This window comes from Nocardia harenae NBRC 108248, assembly GCF_001612885.1.
Taxonomy (GTDB): Bacteria; Actinomycetota; Actinomycetes; order Mycobacteriales; family Mycobacteriaceae; genus Nocardia; species Nocardia harenae.
In genome coordinates this window covers 57,728-71,138 of record NZ_BDBH01000018.1, presented here as the reverse complement: position 1 = coordinate 71,138, position 13,411 = coordinate 57,728, and the positions used below count along the sequence as shown (strand labels likewise).

The following is a 13,411-nucleotide window of genomic DNA, read 5'->3' as shown; positions in this document are numbered from 1 at the left end:
CGAGACCGCGAACCCCGCCCCGATCGCCGAGGCGGGGTTCCCGTTCTCCGCGGTGGTCGGGCAGGAGCGGCTGCAGCTCGCGCTGATTCTCTGCGCGGTGCACCCCGGGATCGGCGGCGTGCTGGTCCGCGGCGAGAAGGGCACCGCCAAGTCGACCGTGGTGCGCGCGCTCGCGCAGCTCCTGCCGCCGGTGGTGGACGAGACCGGCTCGCGCCCGGCCCGGCTGGTGGAGCTGCCGGTCGGCGCCACCGAGGACCGGGTGGTCGGCTCGATCGACCTGGAGCGGGTGCTGCGCGACGGCGAGCAGGCCTTCCGCCCCGGGCTGCTGGCCGCCGCGCACCGCGGCGTGCTCTACGTGGACGAGGTCAACCTGCTGCACGACCACCTGGTCGACGTGTTGCTCGACGCCGCCGCCATGGGCCGGGTGCACGTCGAGCGGGACGGCGTCTCGCACACTCACCCGGCGAAATTCGTGCTGGTGGGCACCATGAACCCGGAGGAGGGGGAGCTGCGGCCGCAACTGCTCGACCGGTTCGGGCTCACCGTCGACGTGGCCGCCTCGCGCCAGGTCGACGTGCGGATGGCGGTGGTGCGCCGCCGGCTCGACTACGAGGCCGACCCGGCCGGGTTCGCCGCCCGCTACGCCGCCGCCGACCGCGCCGAGGCGCTGCGCATCCGCGATGCCGTCGACCGGCTGGCGCGGGTCCGGCTCGACGACGCGGAGCTGCGCCGGATCGCCGCGCTCTGCGCCGCCTTCGACGTCGACGGGATGCGCGCGGACCTGGTGGTCGCGCGGACCGCCACCGCGCACGCCGCCTGGCGCGGGGCCGAGGCCGTCACCGAGGAGGACGTGCGGGTGGCGGCGGAGCTGGCGCTGCCGCACCGGCGGCGGCGGGATCCGTTCGACGAGCCGGGGATCACCGAGGGGCAGTTGGACGAGGCCATGCGGGATGCCGCCGCGGAGGTGGAGCAGGCGTCCGGCGCGGGTGGCACCGATTCCGCCGGCGCTGGGGGCCGTGCGTCCGCCGAAGGGCGGGACTCGGCGCACGGCGGCGGGCCGGATTCCGCGGGCGGCGGGCGCGGCTCCGGGGCCGCAGACGACCCGCGTGCCGAGTTCGGCGGTCCGGCCGCCGACGACCCGGGTGCCGGCCGGGCCGACGGTCTCGGTGCCGACGACGGTCCCGGCTCCGGCCCGGCCGATGGCTCCGGCTCGGGCCCGGCGGGCCGCCCCGGATCCGGCCCCGGCCGGAAACGCTCCGGCCCCGACGGCACCGACGACGACCCCGACTCCCCGCCGGACGGCCCCGGCTCCGGCTCGCGCGAGCAGCGCGCGGGCACCCCGGTCCCCGGAAAGACGATCACCGCCCCCCGCTGGGAGGTTCCCGGCATCGGCGAGGGCGCCCCCGGCCGCCGCTCTCGCGCGGAGAGCCGCCTCGGCCGCGTGGTCCGCCCCACCGCCGCCACCGGCACCGGCCTGCACCTGCTCGGCACCGTCTTCGCCGCCGCCCCCCGGCAGCGCGACCGCGGCCGGGTGACCGGCCCGCTGCGGCTGGCCCCGGACGACCTGCGCGGCGCGCACCGCGAGGGTCGCGAGGGCAACCTGGTGATCTTCCTGGTCGACACCTCCGGCTCGATGGCCGCGCGCGACCGCATCGGCGCCGTCACCGGCGCCGTCGTCACCCTGCTGCGCGACGCCTACCAGCGCCGCGACAAGGTCGCGGTGCTCACCGTGCGGGGCAGCGCGGCCGAGCTGGTGCTTCCGCCCACCTCGTCGGTGGATATCGCGGTGCGCAGGCTCGCCGGGCTGCGCACCGGCGGCAAGAGCCCGCTCGCGGCCGGGCTGCTCGCCGCCCGCACCCTGGTGGCGAGGGAGAAGGTGCGCGACCCGCGCCGCCGCCCGATGCTGGTGCTGCTCACCGACGGCAGGGCGACCGGCGGGGTGCAGCCACTGCCCAGGGCCCGCGCCGCGGCCCGCGGGCTGGCCGCCGACGCCGTCACCGCCATGGTGGTCGACTGCGAGCGCGGCATGGTCCGGCTCGGGCTCGCCGCCGAACTCGCCCGCGAACTCGGCGGCGGCTGCGTGCGGCTCGCCGAGCTCACCGGCGACGCCGTCGCGGGCGTCGTCCGCGCCGCCGCCTGACCGTTCCGAAGGAGTTACCGTGCCGCAGGGCATCCCGGCCACCGTCCCGGACGACGGCCTCACCACCAGGCAGCGCCGCAACCAGCCGGTGCTCGCCGTGCACACCGGGCCGGGCAAGGGCAAGTCCACCGCCGCCTTCGGGATGGCGCTGCGCGCCTGGAACCAGGGCTTCGACATCGCCGTGTTCCAGTTCGTGAAGAGCGCCAAGTGGAAGGTGGGTGAGGAGGCGGCCTTCCGCACCCTCGGCACGCTGCACGAGCAGACCGGGGCGGGTGCGCCGGTGGAGTGGCACAAGATGGGCGAGGGCTGGTCCTGGAGCCGCAAGCAGGGCAGCGCGGACGATCACGCGGCGGCCGCGCTGGCCGGGTGGCAGGAGATCGCGCGGCGGATCGCGGCCGAGCGGCACCGCTTCTACGTGCTCGACGAGTTCACGTACCCGCTGAAGTGGGGGTGGGTGGATGTGGACGAGGTGGTGCGCACGCTGGTCGAGCGGCCGGGGCAGCAGCACGTGGTGATCACCGGCCGGGATGCCCCGCCCGCGCTGCTGGAGGCGGCCGACCTGGTGACCGAGATGACCAAGGTGCGGCATCCCATGGATGCCGGGCGCAAGGGGCAGCGCGGGATCGAATGGTGAGTGCGGTTCCCGCGGTCGTGATCGCCGCTCCCGCGTCGGGGAGCGGGAAGACCACGCTGGCCACCGGGCTGATCGGCGCGCTGCGGCGGGCCGGGCACCGGGTGGCGCCGTTCAAGGTGGGGCCGGATTACATCGACCCCGGGTACCACGGGCTCGCCGCCGGGCGGCCGGGGCGCAATCTGGATCCGGTGCTGGTCGGGGCCGGGCGGGTGCCCGGGCTGTACCGGCACGGGGCGCGGGGCTGCGATCTGGCCGTGGTGGAGGGCGTCATGGGGCTCTTCGACGGGCGCATCGACGCGGGCGCGGGGCCGATCGCGGAAGGGTCGACGGCGCAGGTCGCGGGGTTGCTCGGGGCGCCGGTGGTGCTCGTGGTCGACGCTCGCGGGCACAGCCAGTCGCTGGCCGCGCTGCTGCACGGCTTCGCCACCTACGACAGCGGGGTGCGGCTCGGCGGCGTCATTCTCAATCGGGTCGGCAGCGAGCGGCACGAGCAGGTGCTGCGCGCGGCCTGCGAGCGGGTCGGGCTACCGGTGCTCGGCGCGCTGCCCCGGCTCGCGGAGCTCGAGCTGCCCTCCCGGCACCTCGGTCTGATCCCCGTCGTCGAGCACGGCGCCCCCGCGCACGCCGCGGTCGCGGCCATGACCGAGCTCGTCGCCGCCCACGTCGACCTCGCCGCCGTCGCCGCCCTGGCCGGCGCCACCGTCCGCGGCGAAGCCTGGGATCCCGGCGCCGCCCTGCGCGACATCGCTCCGCGCGTGAGCGGCGCGTCCGGCGCCGGGCAGGCAGGGTCGTCGGGCGATCCGGCGGGCGGAGCCCGACGACGCTCGGCCCACCCGGAGGTCCCATCGGGGGAGCGGCCGGTGGTCGCGGTGGCCGGTGGCCCCGCCTTCACCTTCGGCTACGCCGAGCACCGCGAATTGCTGGCGGCGGCGGGGGCGCGGGTCGAGGTCTTCGACCCGCTGCTCGACCCGCTGCCACCGGCGACGGCGGGGCTGGTGGTGCCCGGCGGCTTCCCAGAGGAGCACGCCGAGCGGCTGGCGGCGAACACCCCGCTGCTCGGCGAGGTCGCCGCGCTGGCCGCGGCCGGGCTCCCGGTGCACGCGGAGTGCGCGGGGCTGCTCTACCTGGCCCGCTCCCTGGACGGGCACCGCATGGCCGGGGTGATCGACGCCGACGCCGAGTTCGGCCCCCGGCTCACCCTCGGCTACCGCGATGCCGTCGCGCTCGCCGACTCCCCGCTCTGGCGGGCCGGGCAGCGGGTGCGCGGCCACGAATTCCACCGCACCCGGCTGCTCCGCACCGGCGCCCCGGTCCGCGCCTGGGGCTGGCGCGGCAGTGACGGCCGCCCCGTCACCGAGGGTGCCGTCACCGGCGCGGTGCACGCCTCCTACCTGCACACCCACCCCGCGGGCGACCCCACCGCCATCGCCCGCTTCACCACCGCCGCGGCGGCTTTCGCCGCCACCCGCATCGGTGCCTGAAGTCCCGGCGGCCCGCGCCGCGGATCCCGCTGCCCCGCCGACCGCGGGTGGGGGGCCACGCAGCCCGGGCACGCCACCGCCCGGTGCCCCGCTGACCGTGGGTATCGGGCTCCGGCCCGGAACGCCGGGCGCCACGATCCTCGCCGCCCTCCGCGAAATCCTCGGCGATCAGGGGATCGCCCTGCTCGCCACCCTCGACACCCGCGCGGCGGAACCCGGCCCGCGCGCGGCGGCCGAGCGGCTCGGCGTCCCGCTCCGCGCCTACACCGCGGCCGAACTCGCCGCGGTCGCGGTGCCGAACCCCGGCCGCCACCCGAGCGTGGCCGAGGCCGCCGCCCTGCTCGCGGGCACCGGCCCGCTCGTGCTGCCGAAGACCCCGTACGGCGGCACCGTCACCGTCGCCGTCGCGCACTGACTACGGCGCCACCGCCCCCAGATCGGCGAACCCGCTGGGATCGTGCCGCCCGATACTCGCGTGCTCGAACAACCCCCACCCCTCGGCCTCCCCGCACCGCGCCCGCGCCACGAAATCGCTGACCCCCCACGGCGCCCGCGCCACGATCGCCGGGTCGGTGAGGTCGTACCGGCTGCTCGACGACCACCCCCGCCCCTTCCACTGCCCGTGCTGCCAGTCCGGATCACCGCCGTACCCGCACCCCACGTGCAGCGCGATCCCGGCCCCGACCTCGATCTCGATCGGCAGCGGCGTGCCGTCCGGCGTGGTCAGCTCCAGCAGCGCCCGCACCGGAGACCTTGTCCCGCTGCGGTATTCGACGGTGATGCGCGGCCACCCGAGCTGCTCGACCCGCCCGTCCGGGAACACCCGCTGCGCGTCGTTGAGGGTGCGCCGCCCGTCCGGCAGCTCCTGCACGATCACCACCACCGCGAACTCCGGAAACCGCAGCGGCACATAGAGCCACCAGAATCCGCCCGCCGGTTCGCCGGCCGCCCGCCCCGCGGGCTCGGTCTCGCCGACCGGCCGGATGCCCCACGAGCGGTCCCGGGTCCCGGTCCACACCGCCGGGTCGACCGGGATATCGGCGCCGTCCACCATCAGCGTCCCCGCCCAGCTCCCGACCTGCGCGAACCGGCTGGCGTCGAGCACCGGCCGCGGCCCGGCCAGCATGAGGTGCGGCTGCTCCTGCACCGCGGGGAAGGCCCCGGTCCAGGTGAGATCGGCGGCGAGGTCGTCGTGCTCGCAGATCAGCCGCAGCCGGTGCAGCGGCTCGACCACCTCCAGCCGGATGCCGCCCGCCCCCTGCTCCAGCGAGCGCGGGCCCATGGCGTCGGAGAAGCGCACCGCGCGCTGGACGTCCCCGCGCCGCACGGTCAGGAACGCGTCCACCACACCGAGATTCGGGTAGGTGCCGAGCCCGGCGATCAGGAAGGTGCCCGCGCGGTCGTGCGCGTTCAGGTAGGAGCGGTCGTAGAAGTTGCGGTCGCCGGTGCTCACCCTGGCGATCGGCAGCGGGGTCTGGTGAATGGGGTACTCGTCCAGCGGACCCGGCGTCGCGGCGTAGTCGGTCACGGTCACTCCCAGCGATAGGTTCCGTCGAGCAGCGCCTCCAGGCTCGCCCGGTGCATGACGTAGTCGTCGCGGTCCTCGGTGTCGGTGTCCTCGCCGAAGTGGATCATCCTGCGCTTGATCCGCGCCATCACGATGGCGTGCCGCAGCGCCGCGTAGACCAGGTAGAAGTCGAGGTCGCGCACGGTGTGGCCGGTGCGGGCCTCGTAGTGCGCCACCACATCCGCGCGGCGCAGGAAATCCGGCAGCCCCGGCTGCTCGAAGCGCTCGGCGATGTCCTGGAAGAAGCGGTGGATGAAGACGATCCAGCCCAGGTCGACCTCGCGCGGCACGATCGCCGCCATCTCCCAGTCCAGCACGGCGAGCGGGCGCCACTCCTCCCAGATGATGTTGCCCGGCCTGGCATCGCCCCAGCAGAGCACCGGGGGGCCGGGGTCGGCGGGCCAGTGCGTGTCCAGCCAGTCGAAGGCGCGCTCGATGATCGGGATGCGGTAGCCGTCGTCGGCGAGTGCCCAGTCGTACCAGGCGCGCTGGGCCCGCACGTGCGCGCGCAGCGGCAGGCCGGGGCCGGTCGGCAGCCCGAAGCGGGCCTCCGGGTGCGGGATGGCGTGCACGTCGGCGATGACCTCGACGGTGGCCCTGCCCACCTCGGCGCGCTGCTCCGGGGTGGCGTCGAAGAGCCAGCCGGCGAAGACGTACGGCGGGTTGTCCGCCGGGACCCGGCCGTCCACCCGGCGCATGACGAAGAACGGGGTGCCGAGCGGCTCCGCGCTCTCCTCCAGCCACACCAGTGGCGGCACCGGGACCGGGCTCGCGGCGCCCACCGCGGCGATCACCCGGAACTGGGCGGCCAGGTCGTACTCGGGGAACACCGGGAAGGCGGCGGCCTCCGGCGCCATCCTGGCCACGAACGAGCCGCCCTCGGCGCGGCCGTCGACGGTCCAGTGCGCGTCGAAGAGGATCGTGGTGCTCGACATGCCGCCGGATTCCGGGCGGCCGGTCACGGTCACGGTGGGCGGGTGGTCGGCGCTCACCCGCTCGTCCAGCCATGCCGTCAGCCGCGCGCCGAATCCGTCGAGATCGGCCGCGCTGACGGTCAATCGGTGTCGCTGCGTCGGGTCGGCCTCGTCGCCCATCCGGTACCTCCTGCTCCCACGCCTCGGCAGGGAATGTAACGTGTTCTAGTTGGGGCGTAGGGGGAAACGGGCAGAAATACCCGCCCGCTAGCCGCGCAGCGCCTGCCGCCAGGACACGGTCGCGCCGGTGCGCAGCACCGACCGCTCGTAGACCCGGGCGGCGAGCAGCGAGAGCCCGGCGGTGACCGCGACCATGAGCAGCACGGTGCCCGCGATCTGCGCCGGCGTCGCCACGCCGGCGGCGATCCGCAGCGGCATGAGGATGGCGGAGAAGGGCGGCACCCAGCTCAGAATGGCGCTCAGGGTTCCGTCGGGGTCGCGCACCGCCACCGAGGCGGTGCCGAACATGGCGACGATGAGCACGGTGAGCGGGGTCGTCGTGGAGTTCACATCCTCCTGCCGGGAGACCAGCGAGCCCGCCGCCGCGTAGAGCACCGCGAAGAACAGGAAGCCGAGCACGAACCAGCCGAGCGCCCCCGCCAGCGTGCCGAGCGCGGTGCCGGTGAGGGTGAGCACCCCGGTGGCGAGCGCGGTGCCGACCGCGGCCACCCCGTACAGCGTGAGCTGCAGCAGCCCGGCCACGCCGAGCCCGATGATCTTGCCCCACAGCAATTGCAGCGGCCGCACCGTCGCCAGCAGCACCTCCACCACCCGGCTGGACTTCTCCTCCACCACACCCATCGCCACGTACACCCCGAAGAGCAGAATCTGCAGGTAGAGCACGAAGGCGACGGACATGGAGAGCACCGCGCGCTCCCCGGCCGCCGGGTCGGGCGGGTCGGTGGCCTCCTCGACCAGCTGGACGGCGGCCGCGGCGCGCAGCAACGCCGGATCGACGTCCCGGTCCAGCAGCGCCCGTTCCTGGGCCCGTCCGGCCAGCGCGGCGACCAGCACCGCGCGCAGCTCGTCGTCCAGCCCGGACTCGGTGAACACGACACCGCGATCGGCGCCGGGAATCAGCGCGGCCTCGACGGTGCCGTCCTCGACCGCGCCGCGCGCGGCGGCCACGTCCGGCACCACCGCGACGCTGACCTCGATGCCGACGGCGGCGCCGGAGCTGGTCAGCCACGGCGTCAGCGTCTCGTCCCGCAGCACCGCGACGGTGCTGCGGCGTGCGCCGTCGTCACCGCCGCCGAAGGCCGCGATTCCGGCGATCCCGGCCACCAGTGCGGCCAGCACCACCCCGGTGCTGATCAGGAAGCTCTTGGCGCGCACCTGGACCAGGAACTCGCGCCGGGCGATCAGGGCGACGGTGCGCCACCGGTTCGGCGCGGTCATCCCGCCACCACCTCTCGGTACAGTTCGGCCAGGGTCGGCTGCTGCGGGGCGAATTCGCGCACCGGGCCGGTGCGCAGCGCCGCCGCCAGCAGGGCCTGCTCGTCGGCGCCGGGGGCGAGGGTGAGCACGGTGCGGTCGCCGTCGCGCTCCCAGCCGAGCACGCCGGGCAGCCCGGCGGCCCAGTCCGGCGCGGCATCGGGCGCCCGCACCAGCAGCCGGGGCCGGCCGCCCGCGCGCAGCTCGGGCACGGTGCCGGTGACCCGCATCCGCCCGGCCGCGATGATCCCGACCCGGTCGCAGAGCCGCTGCACCAGCTCCAGCTGGTGGCTGGAGAAGACGACCGGCACCCCGGCGTCGGCCTTCTCCCGCAGCACCGCGCTCATCACGTCCACGGCGACCGGGTCCAGCCCGGAGAACGGCTCGTCGAGCACGAGCAGCGCGGGGTCGTGCACCAGCGCGGCGGCCAGCTGCACCCGCTGCTGGTTGCCGAGGCTCAGCGAGTCGACGGTGGCGCCGATCCGGTCGGCCACGCCGAGCCGCTCGGTCCAGTGCCGCACCGCCTCGCGCGCCGCGGCCGCGCTCGACCCGTGCAGCTCGGCCAGGTACGTGAGCTGCTCGCCGACCTTCATCTTGGGGTAGAGCCCGCGCTCCTCCGGCATGTAGCCGATGGTGCGGCGCAGCGCCGCGTCCACCGGGCGGCCGCCGAGCCGCACGCTGCCCGCGTCGGCGGCGAGCACGCCGAGCACGATCCGCATGGTGGTGGTCTTGCCCGCGCCGTTGCTCCCGACGAACCCGAAGATCTCGCCCGGCGCCACCGCGAACCCGACCCCGTCCAGCGCGGTCACCTCGCCGAACCGCTTGCGCAGCCCGTCCAGTTCCAGCGTCCCTGGCACGCGGTGTGCTTTCGGCGTGAGCGAGGGCTCTCCGTGGCTACGCTCCGCTCCCGCCTCCGGGCCCGACTCGCTCACGCCGGCACCTCCGGCTCGATATCGCGCCGGTTCCAGGCCAGGATCATGGCCGGGGAGCAGCCGCCGATGAGCAGCGCGGTGATCATCCACAGCCCGCAGGCGTAGCCGAACCCGATGCTCAGCCGCTCCATCGCGGCGGCGGCGACGAGCGCGAACACCGGGATGATGGCCACGCTCTGCGTGATGGTGAGCCCGATCGACCTGGCCGCGTCGCGCTCGGCGATCTCGTACTCGTCCAGCGCGTTCCGCGGCGCGTCGCTCTGCCTGCTCGACACCACCTGCAGCACCGTCCAGGTCGGCAGGAAGAGCAGCACCGGCGGAATCCAGAGCAGCGGCCCGAGCTCCATGTTCACCACGCACACCGCGCCGACCGCGATCATGGCCGTGAAGAGCGCGGCCAGCGCGAGCACCAGCGCCCGGCGCCGGGAACGGGTGCGCCAGCCGGGCAGCCAGGCGCCGGTGCGCGCCTCGTTCCGCAGGAATCGGCGGGTGCGGAATTCCTGGTAGGTCGCGAGTAGATCGGTCGCGGACATCTCACTCTCCTGTACGTCGATACATCTCGGCCGACAGCGGCGTGAACTCGGTGCGGGAGAAGACCGCCTCCACCGGCAGCCCGAAGACCTCGCAGAGCCGCAGCGCCAGATCCAGGCTCGGGTAGTGGTCGCCGCGCTCCAGCGCTCCGACGGTCTGCGGATTCACCTCGACCAGCTCGGCCAGCCGGGCCCGGCTCAGCGCGCGCTCCGCGCGCAGCACCGCGATGCGATTGAAGATCGGACGGGTTTCCCCCCGTCGCACTGGGCTCATACATCGAAGTATTAGGAAAACCCAACAATCTGTCAAGAAAAAACGCCGCCACCCGGGGGTGGCGGCGCGCGGCGGGCGACCTCAGATCAGCGGCTTGTCCCGCCGCATCCGCCTGCGGGCGTCGGCCATCAGCGTCAGGCTGCCGCCGTGCCGGAGCGGCCGCGGGATGAAGCGGTTGACGAACCCGACGAAGACGAAGAGGTGCTCGAAGCGGCGCTGGTCGGCCGCGCTCCAGCGCAGCCCCAGCTGCTCGCGGAAGTACGGCGCCAGGAATCCGGTGGTGAGGAACTTCAGCAGCCCGCGGAAGGGAATTCGCAGGTACCAGTGGATCATCCGCAGGTTGATCAACACGTCCAGGTAGCCGCGGACGAAGTCGTCGAGCACCGCGTCCTGGCAGGCCCGCACCCAGTACTCGTCGAAGGCGGCGCGGTTCGGCGGCCACTGGTCCGCGGTGACCTGGAGCGTGGTGCCGAGCGTCGAGGCGGTGGCGTAGAAGGCCTCCCGCTGCTCGTCGTTCATCCGGCCGTTGAGCAGCTGGTAGGTGTCCTCGAAGCCGACGAAGAGGCAGGCCGCCACCCACATCTGCAGCGAGCGGTCGAAGGCGTTGTACTTCACCGGGGCGCCGGGCTCCGAGCGCACCTGCCGGTGCGCCCCATTGATCGCCTCGCGCAGCGCGGCCCGCTCCTCCTCGGTGCCGAGGATGGCGACCGCGAGGTACTGGGTGGTGGTGCGGGCCCGCTTCCACGGGCGCTTCAGCAGCGAGCCGGACTCCACCCGGCTCTCCGCGACGCCGTAGCCGACCCCCGGGTTCGCCATCTGCATCACCACGTTCGCCGCCGCCCCGGCGAACTGCCAGAAGTCGAGGGCGTCGGTGATCGCGAGCGGCCGCTTGGTGGACGGACGGTGCGCACCGTGGATGGGGATACGCGTCCGCTCCAGCGTCAGCACGCGGGCGGGCAGCGGTTCGGCGGCGGTCATCGGTCTCCTCCGGATCGGGTGCTGCCATGTATGTTATCGGTGATTCGCGCTCCTGAGAAGCCGGATACCCGGTGTTTTCGTGGCGTTTCAGAAGTTCAGAGCAAGATAAGTGTCGGGATGTTCTTTCCAGATCGGCTACTTCGTGCGTACTATCGCAGCGTTCCGCAGCGGCGGAGAACGGAAGGAGCGGTACGTGCTCGCCAAGCTCGACCGGTTGTTGAGTTACGAGATGAAGGTGTCCGAGTTCATCGGGACGCTGGTCCTCCTCGGCATCCCCTACGGCGTCGTCGGGGTGGTCTGGAGCGTCACCCACACCGCGCACCTGCGGAACCTGCACGGCATCGACGTGATCGTCTCGTTCCTCGGGTCGATCGTGTGCTGGCCGGTGCTGCTCGTCGCGAACGTGACGATGACGTGATGGCGCTGGTCTGGATGATCGACGTCGTCGTGATCCTGGTGCGGGTCCTCGGCGGCCGGATCCGGGTGAACCCGGCGCTCCGGTTCGGGCTGTGGCTCGTCGTCCTGGCCGGCGCGGCGGCCGCGGTGCTGCTGCTCGGCATCCTGCTCGTGCTGCTGCAACGCGGCCTCACCGGGCAGGACCCGCTGCCCCTCCTCCCTCTCTGACACAGCGAACTACGCGAAACATCCAAGCTCGAGTCTCTCACGTCAACCGGCTGTTTCGGCTCCGCGTGAGTGGAATCAGTATTAACATCCGCAGGGCTCCGGCAAGAAAGGCCAGCGTGACCATCACCCAGCGACCGGCCGGTCGCACCGACCTGGATCGGGCCTTCGACGACCTGCGCGGGCTGTGGCGCCGTCATCCGCAGCGGGCCCTGGAGACCCTGGGCAGGCAGGTGCTGCTGGGCCGGGACGCGCTGATCGGGCTCGTCGAGGCGATCATCCAGCGCCGCTTCCCGTACCAGGAGTTCATCAAGCAGTGCGCCTTCATGGTCGGCGTCTCCGCGGCGCCGACCGTGCTGGTCGCGATTCCGATCGCGGTGGTGGTCTCGATCCAGGTCGGCGCGCTGGTGAACCAGGTCGGCGCCACCACCTTCATCGGCGCGGTGGCCGGGCTCGGCATCATCCGGCAGGGCGCCCCGCTGGTGACCTCGCTGATGATCGCGGGCGCGGTGGGGTCGTCGATCTGCGCCGACCTCGGCTCGCGCACCATCCGCGAGGAGATCGACGCCATGAAGGTGATGGGCGTCGACCCGGTGCGCAGGCTGGTGGCGCCGCGGCTGGTGGCCGCGATCCTGGTGAGCGTGCTGCTCTGCGGCTTCGTGGTCTTCGTCGGCTTCGCGACCGCCTACATGTTCAATGTCTACGCCCAGGACGGCACGCCCGGCTCCTTCATCGGCTCCTTCGCCTCCTTCGCGGTCGCCGACGACCTGATCGTGGCGCTGGTCAAGGCGGCGATCTTCGGGCTGCTCACCGCGATCATCGCCTGCGACATCGGGCTGCACACCAAGGGCGGGCCCGGCGGCGTCGCCAACTCGGTGAACTCCGCGGTGGTCACCTCGGCGCTCATGCTCTTCGCCACCAACGTGATCCTCACCCAGCTGTACAACACGCTCTTCCCGACGAAGGTGATCTGAGATGGGCAGCACGTACACCCCGCCCGTGCTGCGGCCGCTGCGCCGCACCGGGCAGGTACTCGCCGTGCCCTACCGGGCCAACATGCGGCTCGGGCACCACGCGGTCACCTTCTTCGAGGCACTGGCGGCGATCCCGTTCGTGCTGCGGCACTACCGCAAGGAGGTGCTGCGGCTCACCGCCGACGTCGGCTGGGGCAACGGCTCGCTGGTGGTCGGCGGCGGCACCGTCGGGGTGGTGATCATCCTCTGCGCCTTCGGCGGGCTGACCGTCGGCATGGAGTCGTACAACGCGCTGAACCTGCTCACCATGGGCCCGCTCACCGGCGCCATCTCCGGCTTCGCCACCACCCGCGAGCTGGCGCCGATCCTGGCGACGCTGGCCTTCGCCATCCAGGCGGGCTGCCGGTTCACCGCGCAGCTCGGCTCCATGCGCATCTCCGAGGAGATCGACGCGCTGGAATCCATTGCCATCCGGCCGCTTCCGTACCTGGTGACCACCAGGATGATCGCGGCGACGGCGACCATCGTCCCGCTCTACACCGTCGGGCTGGCCACCGCCTACCTGGCCACCAAGCTCTCGGTGCTGTTCCTCGGCGGCACCTCGGCAGGCACCTACGACCATTACTTCTTCCAGTTCCTGATCGGAACCGACGTCGTCTTCTCGGTGCTCAAGGTGGTGATCTTCGTGCTCATCGCGACCTTCGTGCAGTGCTACTACGGCTACACCGCCACCGGTGGGCCGGAGGGGGTCGGGGTGGCCGCGGGGCAGGCGATCAAGATGGTGATCGTCCTCATGGTGTTCGCGAATCTTGTTCTGACATTGGCAATCTGGGGAATCGACCCCGGTTTCCGGATCTCCGGGTAGGGGGGAC

15 protein-coding genes are annotated in these 13,411 nt (G+C 73.4%); 8 read left to right on the top strand and 7 right to left on the bottom strand.

All coding sequences use genetic code 11. From position 1 onward, the window contains the following. The first annotated feature begins 22 nt into the window (after positions 1–22). The 4 genes from NH2_RS27440 (at position 23) to NH2_RS29345 (ending at position 4,670) form a co-directional block, all read left to right on the top strand. Positions 23–2,140: an ATP-binding protein gene (locus tag NH2_RS27440; RefSeq protein WP_067660863.1), complete on the top strand. Its 2,118-nt coding sequence runs from the start codon at positions 23–25 to the stop codon at positions 2,138–2,140. 19 nt (positions 2,141–2,159) lie between these two features. Then, positions 2,160–2,774 carry a cob(I)yrinic acid a,c-diamide adenosyltransferase gene (gene cobO / locus NH2_RS27435; RefSeq protein ID WP_067660707.1) on the top strand — a complete coding sequence of 205 codons (615 nt, stop codon included), beginning with the start codon at positions 2,160–2,162 and terminating at the stop codon, positions 2,772–2,774. Then, positions 2,768–4,255: a cobyrinic acid a,c-diamide synthase CobB gene (locus NH2_RS27430; RefSeq protein ID WP_067660705.1), complete on the top strand. Its 1,488-nt coding sequence runs from the start codon at positions 2,768–2,770 to the stop codon at positions 4,253–4,255. The genes cobO and NH2_RS27430 overlap by 7 nt, the downstream gene beginning before the upstream one ends. A 97-nt stretch (positions 4,256–4,352) precedes the next feature. Next, positions 4,353–4,670, top strand: a complete 318-nt coding sequence (locus tag NH2_RS29345; protein WP_169811543.1) for a cobalamin biosynthesis protein — start codon at positions 4,353–4,355, stop codon at positions 4,668–4,670. On the opposite strand, the gene NH2_RS27420 is transcribed toward NH2_RS29345, so the two are convergent. The 7 genes from NH2_RS27420 to NH2_RS27390 all read right to left on the bottom strand — a co-directional run bounded on the left by NH2_RS27420 (position 4,671) and on the right by NH2_RS27390 (position 10,944). After that, complete coding sequence (locus NH2_RS27420) at positions 4,671–5,783, bottom strand: Rv3169 family protein (protein WP_067660857.1); 1,113 nt, start codon at positions 5,781–5,783, stop codon at positions 4,671–4,673. It abuts the gene before it with no gap. Between the two features lie 2 nt (positions 5,784–5,785). Further along, positions 5,786–6,916, bottom strand: a complete 1,131-nt coding sequence (locus tag NH2_RS27415) for a phosphotransferase family protein (RefSeq protein ID WP_067660702.1) — start codon at positions 6,914–6,916, stop codon at positions 5,786–5,788. An 87-nt stretch (positions 6,917–7,003) separates the two neighbouring features. Beyond that, positions 7,004–8,194 carry an ABC transporter permease gene (locus NH2_RS27410; RefSeq protein ID WP_067660699.1) on the bottom strand — a complete coding sequence of 397 codons (1,191 nt, stop codon included), beginning with the start codon at positions 8,192–8,194 and terminating at the stop codon, positions 7,004–7,006. Next, entirely contained in the window at positions 8,191–9,087 is an 897-nt protein-coding gene (locus NH2_RS27405) for an ABC transporter ATP-binding protein (protein WP_067660696.1), read from the bottom strand. The genes NH2_RS27410 and NH2_RS27405 overlap by 4 nt, the downstream gene beginning before the upstream one ends. 71 nt (positions 9,088–9,158) lie before the next feature. Next, positions 9,159–9,695, bottom strand: coding sequence for a hypothetical protein (locus tag NH2_RS27400; protein WP_067660694.1), 537 nt, complete (start codon positions 9,693–9,695; stop codon positions 9,159–9,161). 1 nt (position 9,696) lies between these two features. Continuing rightward, a complete protein-coding gene (locus tag NH2_RS27395) occupies positions 9,697–9,966 on the bottom strand; it encodes a helix-turn-helix transcriptional regulator (RefSeq protein WP_067660691.1) in 270 nt (89 codons plus the stop codon). Between the two features lie 81 nt (positions 9,967–10,047). Then, on the bottom strand, positions 10,048–10,944 hold the full coding sequence (locus NH2_RS27390; protein WP_067660689.1) for an oxygenase MpaB family protein: 897 nt from the start codon (positions 10,942–10,944) through the stop codon (positions 10,048–10,050). A 193-nt stretch (positions 10,945–11,137) separates the two neighbouring features. On the opposite strand from NH2_RS27390, the gene NH2_RS27385 reads away from it, so the two are divergent. The 4 genes from NH2_RS27385 to NH2_RS27370 all read left to right on the top strand — a co-directional run bounded on the left by NH2_RS27385 (position 11,138) and on the right by NH2_RS27370 (position 13,404). Continuing rightward, a complete protein-coding gene (locus NH2_RS27385) occupies positions 11,138–11,362 on the top strand; it encodes a hypothetical protein (protein WP_067660687.1) in 225 nt (74 codons plus the stop codon). Continuing rightward, positions 11,362–11,568, top strand: coding sequence for a hypothetical protein (locus tag NH2_RS27380; protein WP_369690070.1), 207 nt, complete (start codon positions 11,362–11,364; stop codon positions 11,566–11,568). Before NH2_RS27385 ends, NH2_RS27380 begins: the two co-directional genes overlap by 1 nt. 116 nt (positions 11,569–11,684) lie before the next feature. Then, a complete protein-coding gene (locus NH2_RS27375) occupies positions 11,685–12,539 on the top strand; it encodes an MlaE family ABC transporter permease (protein WP_067660681.1) in 855 nt (284 codons plus the stop codon). Between the two features lies 1 nt (position 12,540). Next, the gene (locus NH2_RS27370) at positions 12,541–13,404 is read left to right on the top strand and encodes an ABC transporter permease (protein ID WP_067660678.1); all 864 of its coding nucleotides are present in this window, start codon (positions 12,541–12,543) and stop codon (positions 13,402–13,404) included. Positions 13,405–13,411: the final 7 nt, after the last annotated feature.

What these genes read in the sequence shown, in the direction of transcription:
- NH2_RS27390 (WP_067660689.1), bottom strand. Translation starts at nt 10,944, where the DNA reads ATGACCGCCGCCGAACCGCTGCCCGCCCGCGTGCTGACGCTGGAGCGG.
- NH2_RS27370 (WP_067660678.1), top strand. Translation starts at nt 12,541, where the DNA reads ATGGGCAGCACGTACACCCCGCCCGTGCTGCGGCCGCTGCGCCGCACC.
- NH2_RS27430 (WP_067660705.1), top strand. Translation starts at nt 2,768, where the DNA reads ATGGTGAGTGCGGTTCCCGCGGTCGTGATCGCCGCTCCCGCGTCGGGG.
- NH2_RS27380 (WP_369690070.1), top strand. Translation starts at nt 11,362, where the DNA reads ATGGCGCTGGTCTGGATGATCGACGTCGTCGTGATCCTGGTGCGGGTC.
- NH2_RS27395 (WP_067660691.1), bottom strand. Translation starts at nt 9,966, where the DNA reads ATGAGCCCAGTGCGACGGGGGGAAACCCGTCCGATCTTCAATCGCATC.
- NH2_RS27410 (WP_067660699.1), bottom strand. Translation starts at nt 8,194, where the DNA reads ATGACCGCGCCGAACCGGTGGCGCACCGTCGCCCTGATCGCCCGGCGC.
- NH2_RS27415 (WP_067660702.1), bottom strand. Translation starts at nt 6,916, where the DNA reads ATGGGCGACGAGGCCGACCCGACGCAGCGACACCGATTGACCGTCAGC.
- NH2_RS27400 (WP_067660694.1), bottom strand. Translation starts at nt 9,695, where the DNA reads ATGTCCGCGACCGATCTACTCGCGACCTACCAGGAATTCCGCACCCGC.